Origin of the sequence: Skermanella rosea (assembly GCF_016806835.2) — a bacterium.
GTDB lineage: Bacteria > Pseudomonadota > Alphaproteobacteria > Azospirillales > Azospirillaceae > Skermanella > Skermanella rosea.
In genome coordinates, this window is sequence record NZ_CP086111.1 from 2,226,875 (window position 1) to 2,249,729 (window position 22,855).

Below are 22,855 nucleotides of genomic sequence, written 5' to 3' on the forward strand. Positions count from 1 at the left end.
CCGATGCTCCTCACGGCGTTCGGCGCGGCAGGACCCAGCAGGACAGCCCGACGCCGACCAGGACCAGCGCGCCGACGATGATGGTATCGTAGGCGACCGTCAGCGGCCCGAACCGGGCCGGCATGTGGTGCAGGGAGACCCCCAGCAGCGGGATGACGGCGTAGTAGCCGAAGGCGGTGAAGGGCAGGGCGATCAGCGGCAGCAGGGGCCCCCGGATCACCAGCAGCTTGCCGTCTCCGTCAGCGGCGGTGAACGCGCTGGTGTCGCGGGACGCCACGGTGAAATCATGCGCGGCGACGATCGCGGCGATATAGCGATCGGGGATCTGAAAGCCCTTTCCGGCAGTGTGTGCCCTGACGGCCAGATCGGCATAGCGTCGTGCCGCCCTGGTGTCGAACGACAGGATCCGGTCCGCGAACAGCTCCAAGGACGCTATCAGATTCGGAGGGCGAACAGTTCGCTCCGTGGCGCGAGGCGGCCGACTGGTCGGGTGCCGAAAAGTTCTACAGCCGGGGACCCCCGCGCGATTCAGTTCCAAGATCGTCAACCCTCTGCCGGCCTGACCCTTGCCGTGGCGCCGGTCACTTTGCCTATTAGGCGCAGCGCATGCTCCAAGGAAGTTGCGGTCAGCGCCGTCGACAGCGCGTCCGCAGTCGTCGCGTCGTCGGCGATCACGGTCGCCGAGAACACCCGATCGGCGCCTCGTCCGCTTCGCCGTCGGGCAAGCCCACGACCCAGCGCCGGCCATCGGGATGCGGTCCAAAGCCTTCACTTCCCCCATGTCCACCAGGACGCTGGTCATGCCTTCGGCGCGCAGCCGGTCGGCGATCCGGTCGGTGACGTAGCCCTGGGCGATCCCGTTCAAGGTGATTTCCATGGCGGTCCGGGTGAACCGGATCCCGTCCTCCCGGATGTCCAGCATGCGGTGATCGACCAGGGATTCGGCAGCCGCGACCGCGAATGTCCGCGCTCCCCGCGATCTACCGCCACATCTCCTGCGGCTGAGTCCATGCCGCGGTCAGGCTTTCGGGCGGAAGGCCTTGCAGACCGCCGGATCGGTTTCCAGGCGGGGGCCGCCGATCAGGTCGATGCAGTAGGGGACGGCCGGAAACACCGCTTCCAGGCAATCGGCGATGGCCGAGGGCTTGCCCGGCAGGTTGACGATCAGGCTGCGCCCCCGGATGCCGGCGGTCTGCCGCGACAGGATCGCGGTCGGCACGACCCGCAGGCTGACGGCCCGCATCAGCTCCCCGAAGCCGGGCATCATCCGCTGGCAGACCGCCTCCGTCGCCTCCGGGGTCACGTCGCGCGGGGCGGGGCCGGTGCCCCCGGTGGTGACCACCAGGGAGCAGCCCTCGACATCGCACAGCTCGACGAGCCTGCCCTCGATCTCTGGCCGCTCGTCGGGGACGAGACGCCTGACCGCGCGCCAGGGCGTGACCAGCAGGCGCGCCAGCTCCCGCTCGATCGCGGGGCCGCCCAGATCCTCGTAGACGCCCCGGCTGGCACGGTCCGACACGGTGAGGATGCCGATGGGGATGGAGATGGGGGTTGCTGTCATGGTTCAGCCGCCGCTGCATCCGCCGCAGGTCGCCCGGCCCTTGCGGTCGATGCTGATGATCCGGGACGTGTCGTCGAGTGAAGTCATGGAGTGTTTTTCCTGCTGGACCGTTCGATACGGCGGCCATTCGACCACGGGGCAAGCGACCGTTACTTGACTTCGGTCATCCGGTCCGGAGCGACGCCGCCGCCGGCATGGACGCGTGCTTTCACGTGCCGTCATTCCTCCGCCGGGTCTTCCTGGCAGAACTCCCGAAGGGCGTCGATGTCGGAAACCGACACCACGGCGCCCTGCACTTCGACGCCGATCGGCCGCAGCTTGGCGAGCGCGCGGGAGAAGGTTTCCGGCTGGATGCCGAGCCGGCGCGCGACCAGCGATTTTTCGAGCGGCAGCATGAAGGAGGCGTTGCCGGCGCCGGCCGGGCACAGCTTCAGCAGGAAGCCGCCGACCCGCTGCGGGGCGGATTGGACCTGGAGCTGCTCGATCTGCTGGACCAGCGTGCGCAGCCGCATCGACAGCGACCCGAGCATCGCGAAGGCGGTCCGCACGTCGGCCTGGACGCAGCGGGCGAAGGCCTGGGACGTGATCGACAGCGCGCGCACGTCGGTGACGGCCTGGGCGCAGACGGGGAAGTTGCCCTGGGCGAACATGGCGGCCTCGGCGAAACTCTCGCCCGCGTTGACCATGGTGACCACGGCCTCCGCCCCGTCGCGGTTGATCCGGTACAGCTTCACCCAGCCTTCCAGCACGATGTAGAACCGGTCGGCCGGATCGCCCTGCACGAACAGGTCGGTTCCCCGCTCGATCGTCCGCACCGTGGCGGTCGCCAGCAGGGATGCCAGCACCGGCTCGGCGAGCTGCTGGAACAGCGGAAGGTTGCGCAGCAGCGCGGAGTCGCGGGGTGACAGGTCGGCGAGTTGGGCGGGCATGGCGGTCGCGTGCTCCTTCGGGCTGGCCCCGCCGACTATAGCAGTTCGGCGAATGGCAGGAAGTCGACCCTGTCGCCCGGCTCGATCCGGGTGGTTCCGTCCCGCAGCTCGATCAGCCCGTCGGCCTCCACCATGGAGGAGATGACATGCGAGCCGTCGTGGCGAAACTTCGCGACCCGGCCGCCGTCCAGCAGCCGGCCGCGCAGATAGTCGCGCCGGCCGGCCGGCTTGTCGTGGGCGAAATCGGCCGCGACCTGCCAGCGCCGCGGTTCGGCGGCGGCCGCGCCGGCGATCCGGCGGATCAGCGGCCGGGCCACCAGGGCGAAGGTCACCATCACCGCGACCGGGTTGCCCGGCAGGCCCACGAACGGGACCGCGCCGACATGCCCGACCGCCACCGGCTTGCCCGGCTTGACGGCGAGGCGCCAGAACCCCAGCGAGCCCAGCTCGCCCACGGCGGCCTTGACGTGGTCCTCTTCGCCGACCGACATGCCGCCTGATGTCACGATCAGGTCGTGCCCGCAGGCCGCCTCGGCCAGCGTTCCGACGACGCTCCGGCGGTCGTCGCGCACGATGCCCAGGTCGGTCACCGCGCAGCCCAGCCGCTTCAGCATGGCCGTCAGGGTATAGCGGTTGATGTCGTGGATCCGTCCGTCGCCCAGCGGTTCGCCGGGCTCGCACAGCTCGTCGCCGGTCGAGAACACGGCGACCCGGACGGGGGCCCGGACCCGCAGCGCCGCGTGTCCCAGCGCCGCGGCCATGCCGATGTCCTGGGGTCGCAGCACGGCGCCGCGCGCCAGGCAAAGCGTCCCGGCGGAGACGTCCTCGCCGCGCCGGCGCCGGTTGGCGTTCCGGGCCACGGCCGGCGGCAGCGTGACGAACCCTTCCGCCGCGGCGCAGTGTTCCTGCATCACCACGGTGTCGCACCCGTCGGGCAATGCCGCGCCGGTGAAGATCCGGACGGCCTCGCCCCGCCGGACGGGGCGGTCCAGCGGGTGGCCCGCGGCGACCCGCCCGACGACGGGAAGGGTGGACGGCCGGCCGGGTTCCAGGCCGTCGAACGCCACGGCGTAGCCGTCCATGGCGGAGCAGTCCCGGCTCGGCAGGTCTCCCGTCGCGACGATGTCTTCGGCCAGCACGCGGCCGACGGCGTCGCCCAGGCCGACCGTCTCGGCGCCGGCCCCGGGGATCTCGACCCGGTCCAGAAGCGCCCCCAGGGAGGCGACGGGCAGGAGCCGGTGATCGCCGCCGCAGCAGGGGGCGGGGAGGGGGAGGGGGAAATGTGTATCGGGCATGGGATTCAGGCCTCCACGGGTACTCGGGGCAGGGTCTCGGCCATGCGGCTCACGAAGGTGGCGACGTCGAACGCGGTCCGGCAGGCGCAGCCGTGCTCGCAGGCGGTTTCCGTCTCGCCCAGCGGGCGGGCCTCGCCGCGCACCGGCAGGAACCGCCGCTCCACGCCGTCATAGGCGTGCAGTTCGGCGGCCCCCAGGTCGAAGTACCAGCCGTGGAGGGCCAGCCTTCCGGCGACGACCCGCTCCCGGACCCAGGGATAGGTCATCAGGTTGCCCAGCGACTTGACGACCGCCGCCTGTTCCAGCACGCGCCGGCGCACCTCCGGCGGGGCGTCGGAGAGCCGCCGGAAGACTTCCTGCCGGGCGGTCCCGGCGATCTCGACCCAGGCGTCCAGGAAGGTGGCACCTCCGCCGCAGCCGCAGCCGCGGGGATGGGCGGCGAGCGCCCGGATGCCGCCGCACATGGCGTGGCCCAGCACGACGACGTGGCGGACGCCCAGCCCGCAGACGCCGAACTCGATGGCGGCGCTGGTGCCGTGGTGGCGGCCGTCGATCTCGCAGGGCGGCACCAGGGCCGCCACGTTGCGGACCACGAACAGGTCGCCCGGCCGGCAATGGGTCAGGATCGCGGGATCGACCCTGCTGTCCGAGCAGCCGACGACCAGCACCTCGGGCGATTGGCCCTCGTTGACCAGCCGGCCGTACAGGGCGGCATCGTCGCCAAGGGCGCTGCCGCGGAATTCCTCGAACCCGTCGAGCAGCCGTTGCAGGGGATGGGGCATGGCGCGCCTCCTCCCGCCCTACTGGACCAGCGGCGTTTCGGCGCCGCCCAGGTCGATTCCCTCGATCCGGGCCTTGCCCGCCAGGATCTGGAGATACTGGTGGACCGCCTGCCGCCACGCGCTGTCGCGCAGGAAGCCGTGGATCGCGTCCCTGACCGCCTCGTAGGGCAGGTCCTCGCCGTCGATCCTGTGCTCCAGATGCAGGACATGATAGCCGTAGGGCGTCGCCACCGGCACCGGGCAGAGCTGTCCGGGTTCCAGCGCCACCATGAAGGTCTCGAACTCCGGCACGGTCTGGCCGCGCTCGACCTGCCCCAGGCTGCCGCCCTGCGCGGCGGACGGGCAGGCGGAATGCTCCCGCGCCAGGTCGGCGAAGCGGCCGGGATGGTCGGCCAGTTCCGCGATCAGGGCCAGAGCCTTCCGCTTCGCAGCCTCCCGCGCCGCCGCGTCGGAGGGGGCCGCGGGCAGCAGGACATGGCGCACCGCGAACAGGTCGGCGCTGCGGAACCGGGCCGGGTTCCGCGCGTGGTAGCGGCGGCAGACCGCGTCGTCCGGCTCCGGCACCGCGACCTCCGCCCGCAGCAGGGCCTCGACCGCGGCTTCCTCGTCGTCCAGCGGGATGCCCCGGGCGGCGCAGGCCTGCCGAAGCAGCTCCCGCACCGCCAGGGCGTGGGCGGCGGCGGCGCGGGCCTCGGCCAGGGTCTCGCTGGGGTGGTACTGGACCTCGCGGTCGATCTCCGGGCCGGTGATCGCCACGCCGTTCACGCGGATCTCGGAAGGAGGCATAATGGTGTCGGGCATCGGGATCCCTCCCCCTCAGCGGGTGCGGACGATCTGGTACTGCCGGCCGACATAGGCGAACGGCACGCTCCAGACATGGACGAGGCGGGAGAACGGGAAGACCAGGAAGATGGTCAGGCCCAGGACCAAGTGCAGCTTGAAGACGGCCGGCACGTCGGCGATCAGCTCGGCCGCCCCGGGCCGGAAGGTGACGATGTGCTGCGCCCACTCCATGAACTTCACCATGGTCTCGCCGTCCGCATGGGCGATCGAGAAGGGGATGGTGATCAGGCCCAGGATGAGCTGGGCGTAGAGCATCAGCAGGATCGCGATGTCCATGCGGCTGCTGGTGTTGCGGATGCGCGGGTCGGTCAGCCGGCGGCGGACCAGTATCGTCAGCCCGGCGAAGCACATCAGACCGAACACGCCGCCGGCGACGATCGCCAGCACCTGCTTGGCGCCGTGGCCGATGCCGAAGGCGTCGAACACCGCGATCGGCGTCAGAAGCCCCACGGTATGGCCGACCAGCAGTCCCAGGATGCCGACATGGAACAGGTTGCTCGCCAGCACCATGCGCTCCTTGCGGAGCATCTGGCTGGATCCGCTGCGCCAGGTGTACTGCTCGCGGTCGAAGCGGACCAGGCTGCCCAGCAGGAAGACGGTCAGGGCGATGTACGGATAATAGCCGAACAGCAGTTGGTTCAGGTGGCTCATGACGGTCTCTCCGGTCAGGCGGCGGCGGGGCGGACGGGTGGATGGCGCAACTTGGGACAGGCGGCGTCGCCGGGGCCGAAGGTGACGGGCTTCTCCTCCCATTCCTCGTCCAGGGCGGACAGGTCCTTCGCGTCCTCGATCCTGTCGGCCTCGATCACTCCGGCCAGTTTCGCCGGGTCGACCTCGGCCGGGGCCAGCGCGCGGAGCCCGGCGAACACGGCGGCATAGGGGCTTTCCTTCCGCTCCAGCCTGGTCCGGACCGCCTCCAGGATGTGGGCGGCGTCGGCCAGGATCGGCAGGCTGACCTCGGCCGGCACGCAGGCCAGGAACTCGCACAGCACCGGCAGGTAGTCGGGCAGCTCCGACGCGGTCAGCTCCAGCCCGTGGGCGGCGTAGAGCTGGCCGAGGCTCACCATGGCTTGGCCGCGGTCGCGGGACTCGCCATGGACATGCTGGTAGAGGTGCAGCGACAGGGCGCGGCTGCGGTCGAACAGCGCCAGCCATTCCTCCTGCAGGTCGATCAGGTCGCCCCGGCGCAGTGTCTCGATCAGGGCGGCGAGGTCGAAGCGGACCCCGCGCGGCAGGATCTCGTCGTTGGCGAGAACCGCCTCGATCGCGTCCAGCGCCTCGACCGTCTCCGCCTGCGGATAGTCGATCAGCGCGCCGAGCGCCTTGAAGCTCAAGGGCTTGAGCTCCGGATACCTCGGGTTCGACATCACACCGTCTCCTTGCCGGGAGCCTTGCCCCGCGCCTTGTTGCCGCCGAACAGCGAAACCTCGCTCTCGCCGTGGCCGCACCCGTTCCCGAAGCTGAAGCCGCACGAGCCGCGCAGGTCGAAGGCGTTCTCGGCATATTCCCGGTGGGTGGTGGGGATCACGAACCGGTCCTCGTAGTTCGCGATGGCGAGGATTCGGTACATCTCCTCGATCTGGTTCGCGGTCAGCCCGACCTTGCGCAGCACGTCCTTGTTCAGCTTGCCGTCCACATGCCGGCCGCGCTGGTAGATCCGCATGGCGAACATGCGGTTCAGCGCCGTCACCACCGGCTCCTCCCGGCCCGCCGTCAGCAGGTTGGCGAGGTACTTGACCGGGATGCGCAGGCTTTCCACGTCCGGCAGGTCGTCCTTGAAGCCGACATGCCCGCGCTCCGCCGCACCCTGAATCGGCGACAGCGGCGGCACGTACCAGACCATGGGCAGCGTCCGGTACTCGGGATGCAGCGGGAAGGCGATCTTCCAGTCGATCGCCATCCTGTAGACCGGCGAGTTCCGGGCCGCGTCGAGCCAGGCTTCCGGCACGCCGTCGGCGCGGGCCTGCCGGATCACGTCGGGGTCCTTGGGGTCGAGGAAGATCTTGAGCTGGGCCTCGTACAGGTCCTGCTCGGAGAAGGCCGACGCCGCCTCCTCGATCCGGTCGGCGTCGTACAGCATGACGCCCAGGTAGCGGATCCGGCCGACGCAGGTTTCCGAGCAGACGGTCGGCTGGCCGACCTCGAGGCGCGGATAGCAGAAGGTGCACTTCTCCGCCTTGCCCGATTGCCAGTTGTAATAGATCTTCTTGTACGGGCAGGCGCTGACGCACATCCGCCAGCCGCGGCACTTGTCCTGGTCGATCAGGACGATGCCGTCCTCCTCCCGCTTGTAGATGGAGCCGGACGGGCAGGCCGCGACGCAGGCCGGGTTCAGGCAATGCTCGCACAGGCGCGGCAGGTACATCATGAAGGTGTTCTCGAACTCGCCGTAGATCCGTTTCTGGACCCCGTCGAAGTTCTTGTCGGCCGACCGCTTGGAGAACTCGCCGCCCAGGATCTCCTCCCAGTTCGGCCCCCACTCGATCTTCTCCATGCGCTCGCCGCTGACCAGCGAGCGGGGGCGCGCGGTGGGCATGGTCCGGCTCTCGCCCGCCTGCTGGAGGTGCTGGTAGTCGAAGGTGAACGGCTCGTAGTAGTCGTCGATCTGCGGCAGGTTGGGGTTGGCGAAGATCTGGGCCAGCAGGCGGAACTTGCCGCCTATGCGCGGCTCGATCTTGCCGTTGGGCTTGCGCCGCCAGCCGCCCTGCCACTTGTCCTGGTTCTCCCAGTCCTTCGGGAACCCGACGCCGGGCTTGGTCTCGACATTGTTGAACCAGGCGTATTCGACGCCTTCGCGGCTGGTCCAGACGTTCTTGCAGGTCACCGAGCAGGTGTGGCAACCGATGCATTTGTCCAGGTTCAGGACCATGGCGATCTGTGCGCGGATTTTCATGATCGGATAGCTCCTTACTCGGCGGCTTCGGCGGCGGTGCTGGCGGGGGAGGCCGGCCCTTCGAGCCAGTCCACCTTGTCCATGCGCCGGACGATGACGAACTCGTCCCGGTTGGCACCGACCGTTCCGTAATAGTTGAAACCGTAGCTCTGCTGGGCGTAGCCGCCGATCATGTGGGTCGGCTTGGTCACCACCCGCGTCACGGAATTGTGGATGCCGCCGCGCTGGCCGGTGACTTCGCTGCCCGGCACGTTCACGATCTTCTCCTGGGCGTGGTACATGAAGCAGGCGCCGGCCGGGATGCGCTGGCTCACCACCGCGCGGGCGGTCAGCGCGCCGTTGGCGTTGTAGGCTTCGACCCAGTCGTTGTCCTGGATGCCGACCCGCCTCGCGTCCTCCTCGGAGATCCAGACCACGGGGCCGCCGCGGTTGAGCGTCAGCATCAGCAGATTGTCGCTGTAGGTCGAGTGGATGCCCCATTTCTGGTGCGGCGTGATGAAGTTCAGCACCACTTGGTCGTTGCCGTTGGGGTGCGCGTCGATCACCGACCTGACCGTGCCGGTGTCGATCGGCGGCTTGTAGACGCAGAGCTGCTCGCCGAAGGCCCGCATCCAGGAATGATCCTGGTAGAGCTGCTGCCGCCCCGTCAGGGTGCGCCAGGGGATCAGCTCGTGGACGTTGGTCCAGCCGGCGGTGTAGCTGACCTTCTCGGACTCGATGCCCGACCAGGTCGGCGAGGAGATGATCTTGCGCGGCTGGGCCTGCACGTCGCGGAAGCGGATCTTGTCGTCCTCCCGGGTCAGCGCCAAGTGGGCGTGGTCCAGGCCCGTCGCCTTGGACAGGCTCTCCCACGCCTTGACCGCCACATGGCCGTTGGTCTCCGGCGCGAGCGCCAGGATCACCTCCGCCGCGTCGATCGCGGTGTCGATCCGGGCCATGCCCTGGGTCTGGCCCTCCTCGATGACGACGCCGTTCAGCTCCTTCAGGAAGTCGATCTCGTCGCCGGTCTTCCAGGCCATGCCCTTGCCGCCGTTGCCCAGGCTTTCCATCAAGGGGCCGACCGCGGTGAAGCGCTTGTACAGGTTGGGATAGTCGCGCTCGACCACCGCCACGCCGGGCATGGTCCTGCCGGGTACGGGCTCGCACTCGCCGCGCTTCCAGTCCTTGACGTCGACCGGCTGGCCCAGTTCCTGCGCGCTGTCATGCTGGAGCGGCAGCAGCACCACGTCGTTCTCGACGCCCAGGTAGCCGGGCACGATCTCCGAGAACTTGGCCGCGATCCCCTTGAAGATGTCCCAGTCGCTGCGCGCTTCCCAGGCCGGGTCCACCGCCGCCGACAGCGGGTGGATGAAGGGATGCATGTCGGAGGTGTTCAGGTCGTTCTTCTCGTACCAGGTCGCGGTCGGCAGGACGATGTCCGAATACATGCAGGTGGTGGACATGCGGAAGTCGATGGTCACCAGCAGATCCAGCTTGCCCTCCGGCGCCTTGTCGCTCCAGGCGACCTCCGCCGGGCGGACGTCGGTCTCCTCCGCCATCACGGCGTTCTGGGCGCCCAGCAGGTGCTTCAGGAAATACTCGTGGCCCTTGCCGGACGAACCCAGCAGGTTGGACCGCCAGACGAACAGGTTGCGCGGGAAGTTCTTCGGATTGTCCGGGTCCTCGCACGACATCTTCAGCGAGCCCTTGGCGAGCGCCTTGGCGACGTAATCCTTGGCCTCGGCCCCGTCCGCCCTGGCGGACTTGGCGACCTCCAGCGGGTTGGTCTGGAGCTGCGGCGAACTGGGCAGCCAGCCCATCCGCTCGGCCCGGACATTGTAGTCGATCATGCTGCCGGTCCAATCGCCGGGCTCGGCGGTGGGGGACAGGATGTCGTCGACCGTCAGCTTCTCGTAGCGCCACTGGTCCGTATGGGCGTACCAGTAGCTGGTGGCGTTCATGTGCCGGGGCGGGCGGCCCCAGTCCAGCGCGAAGGCCAGCGGCGTCCAGCCGGTCTGCGGCCGAAGCTTCTCCTGCCCGACATAGTGCGACCAGCCGCCGCCCGACTGCCCGACGCAGCCGCACATCACCAGCATGTTGATGATCGAGCGGTAGATCATGTCCATGTGGTACCAGTGGTTCAGCCCGGCGCCGACGATCACCATGGATTTTCCGTGGGTCTTGTCGGCGTTGTCGGCGAACTCGCGGGCGACGGTGATCACCTTGTCACGGCCGACGCCGGTGATGCGCTCCTGCCAGGCCGGCGTATAGGGCACGTCGTCGTCGAACGATGCCGCCACGTTGCCGCCGCCGAGCCCCCGGTCGATGCCGTAGTTGGCGACGAACAGGTCGAACACGCTGGCAACCGGCACCTCGCCGTCCTTCAGGGCGAGCTTGCGGACCGGGACGTTCCGCATCAGCACCGAGTCATGGTCGGTGCCGGTGAAATGGTCGTGCTTCCTGTTGCCGAAATAGGGGAAGGCGACCGGAGCCACGTCGTCGCGGCGGTCGATCAGCGACAGCGCCAGCCGGGTCGGCTGGCCCGACGAGGACTTCTCCTGCAGGTTCCACTTGCCCTGCTGGTTCCAGCGGAATCCCACCGAGCCGAGCGGCACCGTCAGGTCGCCGGTCGTCTCGTCGATCGCCAGGGTCTTCCATTCCGGATTGTTGGTCTCGCCGAGCGCGCCGTCCAGATCCGAGGCCCGGAGGAAACGCTCGGGAACATAGCCGTCGCCCTGCTTCTTCAGCCGGACCAGCATCGGCATGTCGGTATATTTGCGGCAGTAATCCTCGAAATACGGGGACTTTCCGGCGAGGTGCCATTCCTTCAGGATCACGTGGCCCATCGCCATGGCGAGCGCCGCGTCCGTGCCCTGCTTGGGCGCCAGCCACAGGTCGCCGAACTTGGCGGCCTCGCTGTAGTCCGGGGCGACGACGACGCTCTTGGTGCCGCGATAGCGGACCTCGGTGTAGAAGTGCGCGTCCGGCGTGCGGGTCTGCGGGACGTTCGATCCCCACAGCATCAGGAAGGTGCTGTTGTACCAGTCGGCGCTTTCCGGAACGTCGGTCTGCTCGCCCCAGGTCTGCGGGCTGGCCGGCGGCAGGTCGCAGTACCAGTCGTAGAAGCTGAGGCAGGTGCCGCCCATCAGCGACAGGTAGCGGGTACCGGCGGCGTAGCTGACCATGGACATGGCCGGGATCGGCGAGAACCCGGCGACCCGGTCGGGACCGTAGGTCTTGACGGTGTAGGCGTTGGCGGCGGCGATGATCTCCTGGACCTCGTCCCACGACGCCCGGATCATTCCGCCGCGTCCCCGGATGCCCTTGTAGGCACGTGCCTTCTCCTTGTCCTCGACGATGCTGGCCCAGGCCTCGATCGGGCCGAAGCTGCGCCGCGCTTCCCGCCACAGGCGGATCAGCCGCGACCGCACCATCGGGTATTTCAGGCGGTTGGCGCTGTAGAGATACCAGCTGTAGCTGGCGCCCCGCGCGCAGCCGCGCGGCTCGTGGTTGGGCAGGTCGGGGCGGGTCCGGGGATAGTCGGTCTGCTGGGTTTCCCAGGTGACGATGCCGCCCTTGACGTAGATCTTCCACGAGCAGGAGCCGGTGCAGTTCACCCCGTGGGTGGACCGCACGATCTTGTCATGGCTCCAGCGCGCCCGGTAGGCGTTCTCCCACGTCCGGTCTTCCGTCGTCACCACGCCATGACCGTTGGAGAAGGTGCCGGCATTCCTTTTGAAGAATGCCAAGCGGTCGAGAAAATGACTCACGCTGGTCTCCTTGATCCTCACCACGGGCAGGCGGTCGAACCGCCCCGCTTTCGATGGGTGGATACTCGGAGTGGACTGGTGATGCGGCCTTGACTTGGATCAAATGGGCGGGATGAATTGAGATTAATGGCGTTTTGCTGTAGCCATTATTACATTTTGTTCAATGGTGACTTAGCATTTGTCAAGCGGTGAGGGGTGAAGGACGAGATCACGACCGAATGATCGCGTTCAGTGCTCACCTGACTGCGGTTAGGAGAAGGCCTGAAACCGCTCTCGGCTACTGAGCAACCAAGTGGTCGGCGATCAGGAGAGCTGCGCCTTCCGTGCCAGCTTGGGCGATCGGAATGCGATCGATGGGATCCTCATGCAATGGCGGCAAGCGGCGGACCGCAAGGGCATGTCGAGTAGCAACAGGGTCACGCCCCGCCTTCGAACATTTCCTCGATCCGATGAACCAAGTTGCTTTAGTTCAGTTCAGGCCGGTGTATTGCGAAATGAGGGTCGCGTGTCTCAGGTCGCACCGCAGCACCCCTTCGGCGAAACTTCGGCAGGAACATGACCGCATTCCCGCGTCAGCGCCCGAGACGGAACTGCGGATCGAGCCGCGCGGCGGAGCCTTTCGCCCCGCCGCTTCGGCCGTGTTTGCGTCTCAGCACCGCACCTCGGCGCCCTTGCGGGTGTAGAACCACCAGGTGCAGACGATGCAGCTCAGATAGAAGGCGATGAAGATCTCCAGCGCCAGGACCGGGCTGCCGGTCAGCGAGATCGAGGTGCCGAACAGCTTGGGAATGAAGAAGGCGCCGAATGCCGCGACGGCCGAGGTGAAGCCCAGGACCGCCGCCGCCTCGCGCGACGCTTCCGCCGCCGCCTTGACCGCCGCCACGCCGTCCGTGCCGTTGGCGCGCCGGCGCAGCGTCAGGAAGATCGCCGGGATCATCTGGAAGGTTGAGGAGTTGCCGACCCCGGACGCCGCGAACAGGACCATGAACATCGCGAGGAAGCCCCAGAACCCGACGGACTTGTCGGGGAATCCCAGGAAGAAGATCACGCCGGCGCTGGCCGCGATCATCGCCGCGAAGACCCAGACCGTGACCCGCGCGCCGCCGAACCGGTCCGAGATGCCGCCGCTGACGGACCGGGAGAAAGCTCCGACCAGGGGGCCGAGGAAGGCGTAGGCCAGCGGATCGACGCCCGGGAACTGGATCTTGGTCAGCAGCGGGAACCCGGCGGAGAACCCGATGAAGGAGCCGAACGTCCCGATATAGAGCCAGCACATGATCCAGTTGTGCTTGCGCTTGAAGATCACGGCCTGGTCGGCGAACGACGCCTTGGCGTCCGCGATGTCGTTCATGCCGAACCAGGCGGCCACCGTGCTGAGCACGATGAAGGGGACCCAGACGAAGCCGGCGTTCTGGAGCCACATCGCCTTGGTCACGTCGCCCTTGGCCCAGGTCTGCGCGTCTCCGCCGAGGCTGCCGAAGATGCCGGCTGTGATCACCAGCGGCACGACGAACTGCACGACGCTGACGCCCAGGTTGCCCAGGCCGGCGTTCAGCCCCAGCGCCATGCCCTTCTGCGCCTTCGGGAAGAAGAAGCTGATGTTGGACATGCTGGAGGCGAAGTTTCCTCCGCCGAAGCCGCACAGCAGCGCCAGCACCAGGAAGACGGAGTAGGGCGTCGCCGGGTCCTGGACCGCGATGCCGATGCCGAGGGCCGGCAGCAGCAGGCTGGCGGTGCTCAGCGTGGTCCAGGCGCGGCCGCCGAAGATCGGCACCATGAAGCTGTAGAACAGCCGCAGCGTGGCGCCGGACAGGCCCGGCAGGGCCGCCAGCCAGAAGAGCTGGCCGGTGTCGAAGGCGAAGCCGATGGCGGGAAGGTTGACGACGACGACGCTCCAAACCATCCAGACGGCGAAGGACAGCAGCAGGGCCGGGATCGAGATCCACAGGTTGCGCCGGGCGGCCCGCTTGCCGCTTTCCGCCCAGAAGGAGGCGTCCTCCGGACGCCAGTCGATCAGCACGTGGCCCGGAGCCCGGACCGCGGTTTGGTCTGTCATGATGGGGATCCTCGTTTCAGGCGGTGCGGCCGTGGGGGAGCGGGGTTCCGGCGGACGCGGGGACGGGATTGGCGGTTACGCCTTCGGCCAGCTCGGGCACCACGTCGGCCCTGCCGAGGTCGGGATAGCGCCGGCGTTCCATCCGCACGATGGCGGCGTGCATCCACAGGAAGGAGACCGAGACGATCAGGAACAGCAGCATGAAGCAGCTGGACCAGACGCCGGTCAGGTCGTTCAGCGCACCGAAGGCGAGCGGCAGGACGAACCCGCCGAGCCCTCCGATCAGGCCGACGATGCCGCCGACCGAGCCGACATTGTCGGGGTAGTAGACCGGGATGTGCTTGTAGACCGCGGCCTTGCCGAGCGACATGAAGAAGCCCAGCAGGAAGGTCAGGATCGTGAAGGCGACGACGTCGATGCCGAAGGAGAAGGTGATGTCGCCGCGGATGCCGTGGACCGTGTAGTCCGTCGAGGGATAGGACAGGACGAACGTGCAGGCGACGCCCACGGCGAAAGTCCAGTACATGACGCGGCGGGCGCCGATCCGGTCGGACAGCACGCCGCCGAACGCACGGAAGATCGAGGCCGGGATCGAGTAGGCCGCACCCAGCATGCCCGCCGTCTTGATGTCGAGCCCGTAGGCGCCGACATAGTAGCGCGGCAGCCAGAGCGCCAGCGCCACGAAGGCCCCGAACACGAAGAAATAGTACAGCGAGAACCGCCAGACCTGGATGTTGGCCAGGGGCGCGAACTGGGCCGCCAGGCTCGGGGGTGCTGCATTGCTTTGGCGCCGCGAGCGGATGACCGGGTCATCCTCGGTCATGAACCAGAACAGGGCGGCCATGACCAGCAGCCCGGCCGCCCACACCTGGGCCACGGCCTCCCAGCCGAACGCGACCATCACGAAGGGGGCGGCGAACTTGGTGACGGCGGCGCCGACATTGCCCATCCCGAAGATGCCGAGCGCGGTTCCCTGCTTCTCCCGCGGGTACCAGCGGGACACGTAGGCGACGCCGACCGCGAAGCCGCCGCCCGACAGGCCGACGCCCAGCGCCGCGACGAGGAACTCGCCATAGGTTTCCGCCCAGGTCAGGACCCAGGTTGCCAGCGCGGCGGCCACCATGATCGCCACGTTGACGATTCGACCGCCGTACCGGTCGGCCCAGACGCCCAGAATCAGCCGGCTGAGCGAGCCGGTCAGGATCGGCGTGCCGACGAGCAGGCCGAATTCGGTTTCCGAAAGGCCGAGGTCCTTCTTAATCTGGATGCCGATGATCGCGAAGATGGTCCACACCGCGAAACACGCGGTGAAGGCCACGGTGCTCAGGGTGAGCGCCCGCGTCTGCTGAGCGGTCGTCACTCCCGGTTTGGCCCCTTGCATAACCGTTACCTCCTAGTTTCGGGAAGGTCGCGTTATCGGGGTCGCGAGCCTTTCTCCTGAGGCCTTGTATGATCGCGAAGGGGCAGCAGGCTTGACTCAGGTCAAAACCGATAGTAACTGCGACAGGAAGTCCAGTTTTGATTTTTTGCGAGTTGATGATTGATAAATATCAATTCCACTAACTATAAAGTGATTGAGACTCTATTGGACGGGGTGCCCTGACATGAAGGATTCGGATAGGGATTGGATTTCCAGCCACCCGGTCTTCAACTCCTTGCCGGCCAGCGATCTGGTCGTTCTGCTCCAGGGGGTGATCGTGCAGGATCTTCCCGCGGATGCGGTCCTGTTCAGCCAGGGCGAATCACCGGATTTCCTGCACGTCCTGATCGACGGAAGGGTGGGGCTGATCGGCGAGGGCGCCGACGGCAAGCAGGTCGTGGTGGAGTTCATGGAACCCGGAGAGAGTTTCATCCTGGCCGCGGCCTTGACGAACGCCCCGTACCTGATGACGGCGAGGACGCTTCATCGCTCGCGGGTGATGCTGATCCCGGCGAAGCAACTCCGGGAACGCGTTTCCACCGATGCCGCGCTGGCGTCCAAGATGCTTGCCTCGCTGGCCCGGCATTACCGCATGCTGGTCCGCCAAATCAAGGATCTGAAGCTTCGCTCCGCGACCGAACGTCTCGGCTGCTACCTGCTGGCGCTCGCCGAGCAACGGCCCGCCGGACCGGACGCATCGGTAACCTTGATGCTGCCGGTCGAGAAGGCGCTGCTGGCCACGCGGCTCGGCACCACCCCGGAGAATCTGTCCCGCGCGTTCGCCAACCTGCGCTCCGCCGGCGTCAGGACCTCCGGAGCCACGGTCACCATCGCCGACCTGGCACGGTTGCGGACGGCTTCCTTCTCCGACCCCGCGATCCCGGACTGAGCGCCCCCATCCCGGACGGCCATCGGCCGGGGCGCTGGTCAGGGTCGGAACGAATTCCAGGGGGATCGAGAAGGACGCGACCCTCCCCCGGCGGCCGCTTCAGGGCGACAACCAGTTGCCGAAGATTATCCAGGGCGTCACGTTCCGCAATGGCATCGAGCTCGATGAGCGACCTTGCCCATCACCCAGGCCTGATCCCGGGTGACGCTCGGACGGAACACGGCTTCCCCGTCGATCCCGAAATAGAACGACAGATCGGCATTGACCACGGGGCCGCGCACGATGAACTCGTGCTGCGAATGGCTGACCGGGACCAGCAGGGTCCGGTCCGTCCCGGGAACCGGGAGCCCGGTGTCGATCCGGAACGGCGTGAGGACATCGCGGCCGTGATAGATCAGGTCGCCGAAATTGGCGAAATACCGGGAATCCCTGACCTCCAGATCATGGCCGGTCATCGTCATCGCCTCCAGCAGGGCGTTCGGCGTCTCCACCAGCCGTCCGCCCTCGACGGCGATCCGATACCGTGCCCCGCCATTCGGTGAGTTCAAGGAGAGGCGGTTCAGCAGCTCCGAAAGCCTCAGGCTGTCGGCATACCGTTCGGCCAGCACCGGATCGATCCGGTCGCCGGCTTCCAGTCCGAAACCCAGGGGCCGCAGATAGGTATCCGGTGCCGGGGAATCGCCGACGGCGGGAAATCCCAGTTCCTCCTCGATGGCAGCCCCGCCCGCCGCTCCGGCCTGCGGAGAGGACTCATTCGCCGGATGGTCCATCGCCGCCGCGGCAAGCCGGACGGCGCGGCCCAATCCCGATACGGTCATGCCTGGGAAACTGTCCAACTCCTCGAAGTCCTTGCCGAGGACCAGTTCGCGCAGCCGCTTGATTTCATCCGGTCCAAGGATGCCTCCCGCTCTCGGATCACGACCCAGGCGCTTGTACAAGGCCTCCACGAAGTCCGGGTTTCGGGACAACTCGGACATCACCTTTGACACGGGCGGCGCAGGCGCCTCGTCCGCCAGCAACGGGCTGCGGCACGCCAGCATGCCTGCAAGGAAGAGAGCCGAAAGATAAAACGTGTGCTTCAGGCCGGTATTCATGGCAACTCGTTTGCCACGAGGGCAGGGCGGTCAGGTTCCTGCCCGCAATTCCCGCGCTTGGTGCAGGACTCAGCCAAGTGGACGAGAAGGATACGCCGCACCTCCTCGATCGTGTGGGGATTGGCTTGCGTCGAATGGCCGGATCGGACGATGTATTCGGATTCGACGCCCTCGATATGGGCACTCCGGTATTCGACGACGCCGTCGTCGCCGACCTCGACAGGGCCGTCCCCGCGCACGGCGATGATGGAGTGGGCCTTGACCCCTTCGGTGATGGGTGTACGCGCCAGCGTCTGGACCAGCACGCTGCCTGGCGTCATGCCGTAGACGCTGCCGAACCCCGTCTGGCTCGTCAGCGTGGTGGTCTCCCCGTCGCTCTGCGCAAGGACTTCCGAGGTCGCCCTCAGGATGTTTCCAGGCAGACGCACCAGACTCGCGATGTAGTGGCTGATCCGGTTTCCAGCGACATAGCTGCCGCCATGGGGGGTCGCGATGAAGACGAGGCGCTTGACCGACGGAACCGGCTTCACGAACAGGGAGCGCTTCAGCAGGTCGCGGCTCTCCGGGCTCATTCGCAGTTCGTCGGGCGGCTTGCGGAATGCCGCGGTCCAGAACCTGTCGCCCGACTCGACCGCCGTCAGTTTCGTCAGCAGGCCGCCCTGGCTGTGGCCGATGACGACCATCTCGCGCAGTGCCGGATCGCTTCCCGACGGGTCCAGGGCGGAAATCGCTTCTTGCAGGGATTCCCGCAGCAGCATTGCCGAGTAGGGGACCGGATTGCCGGTTTCGTAACCGAAGAACCAGAATTGGAAGTGATCGCGGATGCGCGGGTCGCTCCTCAGGTCGTTCAGCATCTCGGCCCAGCGTGCCGGGCTCGACGCCGTCCCGTGGACGAAGACGACGGGAAAGCGGCCGGGTTTATAGGGTTCCAAGGCGCCCAGGCGGGTCGGACTCTCGGCCAGCAGGCTGCCGCGCAGGAAGCCGGCGAGTTCCCAGTCCCAGACCGTCGACCCGCTGAGCATGTAGGCGAGCGTCGACGTGTATTCGATCTCCAGGGGAACCTGCTGACGATCGATCAGAACCGCCTGGGTGTCGGAGGAAGCATGAAGTTCAAGCTGAGCCCGCACCGATCCATGCGCAAGCTGGCGCCGGGGATCATCGACTCGGAGCAGGGCGGTCACCGGCACCTTCACCCGTTGGCCGACCTGGAAGCCCTTGGTGACATTGGTCTGGGTCGTGCCCGCCGCCAAGGGTGCGCCGATGCCGGATTGGCGGTAGCGGTTGTCCAGGCCGCGGATCTCCAACTCGGCGACAGGGAAGAAGTCTGCCAGCTCGCGTCCACCCCACTTGAGGTCCCCCGGATTGAAGTCCACATCGAGCCGGCCGAACGGCAGCGGATAGCTCGCCGACTGGATGGCGATCCTCTTGCCGTCGCCGTCGGTCAATCCCGATGTCAGGCCGCGATTGTACAGGTCGCTCGCGAGCCTTAATCGCGGGTCGTAAGGATCGGGCGGCTGGCCGGCATCTCCGGGAAACAGAAAGGCGTAGGCATAAAGGGCGGATGCCAGATAGTAGGGACGTCCGCCGCGCTCCTCGGCGTGCAGGAACGACATCTCCGCAAGGGCGAAGATGTCGTTCGCTTCGCCGCGTCCTTCGGTGACGGCGGCATGGAGTTCGGCGATGGCGTGTTCGGGCTTCTCCCGGAAGCGGTCCGTCAGATATCGTTGCCGCAGCACGTTCCTGGTCGGATCACTGAGAGTATGCGCCGACAGGACGTTGCGGGTGAGTTGCTGATGGACCGTGGCATGGTCCACGTGTTCGACGCTGATCGGCGTGGCGCAGCCGCCGGCGAAGAGAACTCCGGCCAGCAAGATCAGGCTGACGAAGCGGTTTGAGCAGGTTGGCCACATCATGCGGAAGACATCCTTGCCGGTCAACCCGATGAACCAAGGGGGCCTAGTGACCAGGAGGCGGGTTGACCGTGACGTACGTGACGCTTCCGTTCACATAAGCCTGGTTGTACCAGGACCCGCCGCACCCGTAATAGCTTGTGCCGCCCGCCGACACGATGGTCGGTGAGCAGGGAAGCACCGTCACATAGGTCGGGCCGGCGACCACCGGGGCCGCCGTCGCGGCGCCGGCGACGTAGCCGAGGGTCGCGCCGACCGCGGCGCCCGCCAGGGCGTATCCCCACTCATCGTCATCATCATCGTAATGGTAATGGCTGTCCCAATCGTTGGATATGTTCTGCGCCGCCAAGGCACGGGCTTGCGTGCGCTCGGTGGCGCCCTGCTGGCGGATATCGGTGCGCTCGGTATAGCCCTGCTGGCGGCTGTCGGTGCGCTCGACGGAAGCCGTCTGCCGCTGCTCCTGCCGCTCGGTCCGTTCCTGCTGGCCGGATGTGCGCGTATCGGCCCGCGCCTGGGTGCGGGTCTGCTGGGTCTCGGCGCGCTGTCCCGAACGCGCCGTGGATCCTGCCTGGCGAGACGCGGTCTGTGCGGAATCGCTGCGTTGACCCGACCGTTGGGTAGCTCCGGCCTGCCGTGCCCCTGTCCCTCCGGCGGGTCTCTGCGCCGAGAAGCTGCCGCCTGCCGCGGCGCCCGAACGGGAGTAACCTCCCCCACCGGCACGTCCGCCGCGTCCGCCGGCGGCGTTGGCTTCCGCCACCAGCGTCGCCGCCAGGATCAGGGACGAAGCGACCGAGACGGCGGTCCTGGCATGTCGGGTCTTCATTTCGGTAATCCTTCCATGCTGCCGGACGCTGCCGGCATTCCGTCGGCTGGTGCTTCACCGGTGATGGACGGCTGATCTGTCCCGGACCGGCGAACCCGGACCACGAACGGGATGGCTTTGGCACCCTCCGGCGGGCGGAAGGCCAGATCCACCTTCGAAAGGTCCGGATCCAGCTTCCAGTCCGAGAACTCGGCCCGGTACTGCGGCGCGCCCTCTTCGTTCTTGTAGGTGATCGACACCCGTTGCGGCAGGGGCGCATCGCCGGCGGCAACCCAGAGTTCGAAGTCGACATCGGCGCTCCGGCCCGCCAGATGGTCGGTCGGCACCCGGGTGAGGGTATTGCGCTCCACGTAGTCTATCGACTCAAGCCGCTGCTCAAGCTCGTCCGGCAGCGTGGTGACCAGCAGCAGTGCCAGCGGCAGCCGCATGCCCAGATCCTGGATCACGTAGCGCACCGCATCGTCCACGGTGCCCGCCTTCTCGATCTGTCCGTAGACGTTCTCACCGGGATTGAACACGGTTATCGCCTTGCCATCGAAGAACACCAGGGCCTGCGTCCCGTCGCTCTCCTCCACCTCGACCCGCAGCCGGTCGGGACGGCTCAATGCGACCTTGCGCCGTTCGCCGAACTCGATCTTTTGGCCCGTGTCCTGGATGACGTCGTAGCCGGCCTGGATGGTCACGCTGAATCCCTGAGCCTGAGCCAGAGTCTCGGCCATGAGATCGAGAATGCCCAACGCCCGGGCGTCCATCGGCGCGTCATCGGATGACGGCTCGTCGAGTGAGTGTTCGTCGAGTGGCTGTTCTTCGGCTGCCGGTTCATCGACCGGCGGTTCCTCGGCGGCCACGACAGGACCGAAAATCAAGGAGACGCAGAGCAAGGGCCATGCCGGCCACCTCGCGATTCTCATCGCTGCCCCTCCTGAACGCCACGCTGGTAGGCCCGCTCCTCGGTCTTCTTGTGGTAGTCGTAGAGCATGCCGCCGGTCAGGCCGACGCCCGCGCCGATGGCCGCTCCCATGCCGGCGTTGCCGGCGATGGCCCCGATCACCGCCCCGCCGGCCGCACCCCCCGCCGTACCGCTGAGCGTACGCTGCTGTGTCTGGGACATGTCGCTGCACGCGGCAAGGGCGAGTGCGACGCCCGCGATGCGGGTCAGCCGTGCAACGGTCCGGGACAGGTTCGTATCCGTGCCCATGGTTGTTCCTTTCGATCGGAAGCCGGTCATCATCCGTGGCAGGGATAGCGTTGGGCCAGGTAGCGGAAGATTCCTTCGACCGGCGGCGTCTCCATCGCCCGAGGGTTCTGCCGCGCCCAGGCGACGAATCCGGTGATGGCCTCGTTGCGCGACGGTCGCGGGCTCGGCTCGCAGAACAGCGGCGGCTTGTCCGTGGCCGCGATCTGATGGTACTGGTAGGCTCCGACCGCGAAACCGTGGCAGAAGTGCAGCGCGGCGATCCCGGTGGGATCGGTCGGTTCAGCCTCGCACAGCCGGACGAGATCGCCCGTGGTCTTGACCAGGAAAGCCGTTTCGGAGGGGCTCGATCCCGTCTGCGCACGTACGGGAGCAACCGTCAGGGCAGCCAGGGCCGCAATGGCGGCTGCGAGAGCGGGCATGGATCGATGGTTCATCGTTTGCTCCCAGTTTTCCTGCATCGGCAGCCCAGGCGCCGTGCTCAGCGGGCCTCCCGGCCCTGGACTCGGTCGACGCCTTTCCGCAGGTCCTCGGCCGCCTGCCGGGCGGCTGAGCGGGCGGTGTCCATGGTCGACAGGGTCGCTTCGAGATCGAAGACCGGCGGATTGTATTTGCGGACCGCGGCGACGAGCAGTTCGGACGACTGACTGTCATAGACCTCGGCGGCCAGGATGACCGCGCCGGTAAAGGATCCGCTGCCGCCGGAGGCACCCTGGACGGCATTGGCGACGGCGCCGATCGGCAAGATCCGGGACACCGTGGCGGCTCCGGGGACCGTTTGCTCCACGCCGACAAGCTTCGTCACGATGCGCGCCGTATTGGGGCCGGGCTGCGACGTGACCGCGTAGCCGCCGCTGCTCAGTTCTCGGCGCATCGCGCTGGTGAGATACCGGGCGATCTCGGTGATCTGGGAGCTGGTCATGCTTCCGAAGCTCGCCTCGGTGCCGCGGTAGACTTCCACCGGCTCGATGATGAACCGGGTGTACTGCCGGAGGTCGGCGTTCGATGTCCGGTAGACCCAGGCGCCCGGCCTCTCCGGATCCTGGCTCATGGACGCGGCGGACGCCATGCCGGCGGGCCGCTGCGTGGAATCGGTGGACGAGCACCCCGCCAAACCGACGATGATGGTCAGGGCCCCGGCCAAGGCCCCCAGCGGACCGATCGAGAGCTTCATGTTGTTGTCCTTGGCACTTTTATTCCGAAGACTATTGAGCCGCGCCCGGGGTCCGATTTAGAAGTATCTTTCGCCCTAGTTTTCGTGATGCAACGGTAACCTGCCACCGTGTTACCGTAACCGATCGCCATTTCGGGAAGGTACGGGCGCGCCCGCCGGAGGGAAGTGTAGAATGCCTATGCGCGCACGTTCGGCCTGTTCGGGCGCTCGGCCAGCATCGTGGTCGTGCGGATCGGAACCAG

21 protein-coding genes and 1 pseudogene are annotated in these 22,855 nt (G+C 67.4%); 1 reads left to right on the top strand and 21 read right to left on the bottom strand.

Annotated features, from left to right (window positions below):
* Window positions 1–10: 10 nt before the first annotated feature.
* The 14 genes and pseudogenes from JL101_RS10155 to JL101_RS10210 all read right to left on the bottom strand — a co-directional run bounded on the left by JL101_RS10155 (window position 11) and on the right by JL101_RS10210 (window position 15,489).
* A complete protein-coding gene (locus tag JL101_RS10155) occupies window positions 11–427 on the bottom strand; it encodes a PIN domain-containing protein (protein ID WP_203099110.1) in 417 nt (138 codons plus the stop codon).
* A 116-nt stretch (window positions 428–543) separates the two neighbouring features.
* Window positions 544–690, bottom strand: coding sequence for a hypothetical protein (locus tag JL101_RS36880; RefSeq protein ID WP_407697434.1), 147 nt, complete (start codon window positions 688–690; stop codon window positions 544–546).
* Between the two features lie 124 nt (window positions 691–814).
* A pseudogene (locus tag JL101_RS36885) lies at window positions 815–922 on the bottom strand (FAD:protein FMN transferase); the annotation flags it as partial.
* A 96-nt stretch (window positions 923–1,018) separates the two neighbouring features.
* A complete protein-coding gene (gene mog / locus JL101_RS10160) occupies window positions 1,019–1,561 on the bottom strand; it encodes a molybdopterin adenylyltransferase (RefSeq protein ID WP_203099081.1) in 543 nt (180 codons plus the stop codon).
* Window positions 1,562–1,779: 218 nt separating this feature from the next.
* Complete coding sequence (locus JL101_RS10165) at window positions 1,780–2,490, bottom strand: Crp/Fnr family transcriptional regulator (RefSeq protein ID WP_203099080.1); 711 nt, start codon at window positions 2,488–2,490, stop codon at window positions 1,780–1,782.
* 35 nt (window positions 2,491–2,525) lie between these two features.
* Entirely contained in the window at window positions 2,526–3,785 is a 1,260-nt protein-coding gene (locus JL101_RS10170; protein ID WP_203099079.1) for a molybdopterin molybdotransferase MoeA, read from the bottom strand.
* Window positions 3,786–3,790: 5 nt separating this feature from the next.
* The gene (locus JL101_RS10175; protein WP_203099077.1) at window positions 3,791–4,567 is read right to left on the bottom strand and encodes a carbonic anhydrase; all 777 of its coding nucleotides are present in this window, start codon (window positions 4,565–4,567) and stop codon (window positions 3,791–3,793) included.
* Window positions 4,568–4,585: 18 nt separating this feature from the next.
* Complete coding sequence (locus JL101_RS10180) at window positions 4,586–5,368, bottom strand: peptidylprolyl isomerase (RefSeq protein WP_203099075.1); 783 nt, start codon at window positions 5,366–5,368, stop codon at window positions 4,586–4,588.
* Between the two features lie 15 nt (window positions 5,369–5,383).
* Window positions 5,384–6,061, bottom strand: a complete 678-nt coding sequence (narI, locus tag JL101_RS10185; RefSeq protein WP_203099074.1) for a respiratory nitrate reductase subunit gamma — start codon at window positions 6,059–6,061, stop codon at window positions 5,384–5,386.
* A gap of 14 nt (window positions 6,062–6,075) precedes the next feature.
* A complete protein-coding gene (gene narJ, locus JL101_RS10190) occupies window positions 6,076–6,777 on the bottom strand; it encodes a nitrate reductase molybdenum cofactor assembly chaperone (RefSeq protein ID WP_203099073.1) in 702 nt (233 codons plus the stop codon).
* Window positions 6,777–8,303 (bottom strand): nitrate reductase subunit beta, encoded by a 1,527-nt coding sequence (gene narH / locus JL101_RS10195; RefSeq protein ID WP_203099072.1) that lies wholly within the window; start codon window positions 8,301–8,303, stop codon window positions 6,777–6,779. Before narH ends, narJ begins: the two co-directional genes overlap by 1 nt.
* Window positions 8,304–8,317: 14 nt before the next feature.
* Window positions 8,318–12,052, bottom strand: coding sequence for a nitrate reductase subunit alpha (locus JL101_RS10200; protein WP_203099071.1), 3,735 nt, complete (start codon window positions 12,050–12,052; stop codon window positions 8,318–8,320).
* 649 nt (window positions 12,053–12,701) lie between these two features.
* Window positions 12,702–14,108, bottom strand: coding sequence for a NarK family nitrate/nitrite MFS transporter (locus JL101_RS10205; protein WP_203099070.1), 1,407 nt, complete (start codon window positions 14,106–14,108; stop codon window positions 12,702–12,704).
* 16 nt (window positions 14,109–14,124) lie between these two features.
* On the bottom strand, window positions 14,125–15,489 hold the full coding sequence (locus tag JL101_RS10210) for an MFS transporter (protein ID WP_203099069.1): 1,365 nt from the start codon (window positions 15,487–15,489) through the stop codon (window positions 14,125–14,127).
* A gap of 223 nt (window positions 15,490–15,712) precedes the next feature.
* Between JL101_RS10210 and JL101_RS10215 the strand changes: the two genes are divergently transcribed.
* The gene (locus JL101_RS10215; protein WP_203099068.1) at window positions 15,713–16,417 is read left to right on the top strand and encodes a cyclic nucleotide-binding domain-containing protein; all 705 of its coding nucleotides are present in this window, start codon (window positions 15,713–15,715) and stop codon (window positions 16,415–16,417) included.
* Window positions 16,418–16,554: 137 nt separating this feature from the next.
* On the opposite strand, the gene JL101_RS10220 is transcribed toward JL101_RS10215, so the two are convergent.
* The 7 genes from JL101_RS10220 to JL101_RS10250 all read right to left on the bottom strand — a co-directional run bounded on the left by JL101_RS10220 (window position 16,555) and on the right by JL101_RS10250 (window position 22,613).
* The gene (locus tag JL101_RS10220) at window positions 16,555–17,385 is read right to left on the bottom strand and encodes a hypothetical protein (protein WP_203099067.1); all 831 of its coding nucleotides are present in this window, start codon (window positions 17,383–17,385) and stop codon (window positions 16,555–16,557) included.
* Between the two features lie 122 nt (window positions 17,386–17,507).
* Complete coding sequence (locus tag JL101_RS10225) at window positions 17,508–19,424, bottom strand: esterase/lipase family protein (protein ID WP_203099066.1); 1,917 nt, start codon at window positions 19,422–19,424, stop codon at window positions 17,508–17,510.
* A 43-nt stretch (window positions 19,425–19,467) separates the two neighbouring features.
* Complete coding sequence (locus JL101_RS10230; protein WP_203099065.1) at window positions 19,468–20,244, bottom strand: hypothetical protein; 777 nt, start codon at window positions 20,242–20,244, stop codon at window positions 19,468–19,470.
* Window positions 20,241–21,155, bottom strand: coding sequence for a DUF2092 domain-containing protein (locus JL101_RS10235; protein ID WP_203099064.1), 915 nt, complete (start codon window positions 21,153–21,155; stop codon window positions 20,241–20,243). Before JL101_RS10235 ends, JL101_RS10230 begins: the two co-directional genes overlap by 4 nt.
* Window positions 21,152–21,442 (bottom strand): glycine zipper family protein, encoded by a 291-nt coding sequence (locus JL101_RS10240; protein ID WP_203099063.1) that lies wholly within the window; start codon window positions 21,440–21,442, stop codon window positions 21,152–21,154. Before JL101_RS10240 ends, JL101_RS10235 begins: the two co-directional genes overlap by 4 nt.
* A gap of 29 nt (window positions 21,443–21,471) precedes the next feature.
* Window positions 21,472–21,876: a Rap1a/Tai family immunity protein gene (locus tag JL101_RS10245; protein WP_203099062.1), complete on the bottom strand. Its 405-nt coding sequence runs from the start codon at window positions 21,874–21,876 to the stop codon at window positions 21,472–21,474.
* Between the two features lie 44 nt (window positions 21,877–21,920).
* Window positions 21,921–22,613 (bottom strand): DUF3313 domain-containing protein, encoded by a 693-nt coding sequence (locus tag JL101_RS10250; RefSeq protein ID WP_203099061.1) that lies wholly within the window; start codon window positions 22,611–22,613, stop codon window positions 21,921–21,923.
* Between the last annotated feature and the right edge of the window lie 242 nt (window positions 22,614–22,855).

Excerpts from the sequence above, each read along its gene's own strand:
- mog (WP_203099081.1), bottom strand. The coding sequence starts at position 1,561 with ATGACAGCAACCCCCATCTCCATCCCCATCGGCATCCTCACCGTGTCG.
- JL101_RS10165 (WP_203099080.1), bottom strand. The coding sequence starts at position 2,490 with ATGCCCGCCCAACTCGCCGACCTGTCACCCCGCGACTCCGCGCTGCTG.
- JL101_RS10170 (WP_203099079.1), bottom strand. The coding sequence starts at position 3,785 with ATGCCCGATACACATTTCCCCCTCCCCCTCCCCGCCCCCTGCTGCGGC.
- JL101_RS10175 (WP_203099077.1), bottom strand. The coding sequence starts at position 4,567 with ATGCCCCATCCCCTGCAACGGCTGCTCGACGGGTTCGAGGAATTCCGC.
- JL101_RS10180 (WP_203099075.1), bottom strand. The coding sequence starts at position 5,368 with ATGCCCGACACCATTATGCCTCCTTCCGAGATCCGCGTGAACGGCGTG.
- narI (WP_203099074.1), bottom strand. The coding sequence starts at position 6,061 with ATGAGCCACCTGAACCAACTGCTGTTCGGCTATTATCCGTACATCGCC.
- narJ (WP_203099073.1), bottom strand. The coding sequence starts at position 6,777 with ATGTCGAACCCGAGGTATCCGGAGCTCAAGCCCTTGAGCTTCAAGGCG.
- narH (WP_203099072.1), bottom strand. The coding sequence starts at position 8,303 with ATGAAAATCCGCGCACAGATCGCCATGGTCCTGAACCTGGACAAATGC.
- JL101_RS10205 (WP_203099070.1), bottom strand. The coding sequence starts at position 14,108 with ATGACAGACCAAACCGCGGTCCGGGCTCCGGGCCACGTGCTGATCGAC.
- JL101_RS10210 (WP_203099069.1), bottom strand. The coding sequence starts at position 15,489 with ATGCAAGGGGCCAAACCGGGAGTGACGACCGCTCAGCAGACGCGGGCG.
- JL101_RS10215 (WP_203099068.1), top strand. The coding sequence starts at position 15,713 with ATGAAGGATTCGGATAGGGATTGGATTTCCAGCCACCCGGTCTTCAAC.
- JL101_RS10225 (WP_203099066.1), bottom strand. The coding sequence starts at position 19,424 with ATGATGTGGCCAACCTGCTCAAACCGCTTCGTCAGCCTGATCTTGCTG.
- JL101_RS10230 (WP_203099065.1), bottom strand. The coding sequence starts at position 20,244 with ATGAAGACCCGACATGCCAGGACCGCCGTCTCGGTCGCTTCGTCCCTG.
- JL101_RS10235 (WP_203099064.1), bottom strand. The coding sequence starts at position 21,155 with ATGAGAATCGCGAGGTGGCCGGCATGGCCCTTGCTCTGCGTCTCCTTG.
- JL101_RS10240 (WP_203099063.1), bottom strand. The coding sequence starts at position 21,442 with ATGGGCACGGATACGAACCTGTCCCGGACCGTTGCACGGCTGACCCGC.
- JL101_RS10245 (WP_203099062.1), bottom strand. The coding sequence starts at position 21,876 with ATGAACCATCGATCCATGCCCGCTCTCGCAGCCGCCATTGCGGCCCTG.
- JL101_RS10250 (WP_203099061.1), bottom strand. The coding sequence starts at position 22,613 with ATGAAGCTCTCGATCGGTCCGCTGGGGGCCTTGGCCGGGGCCCTGACC.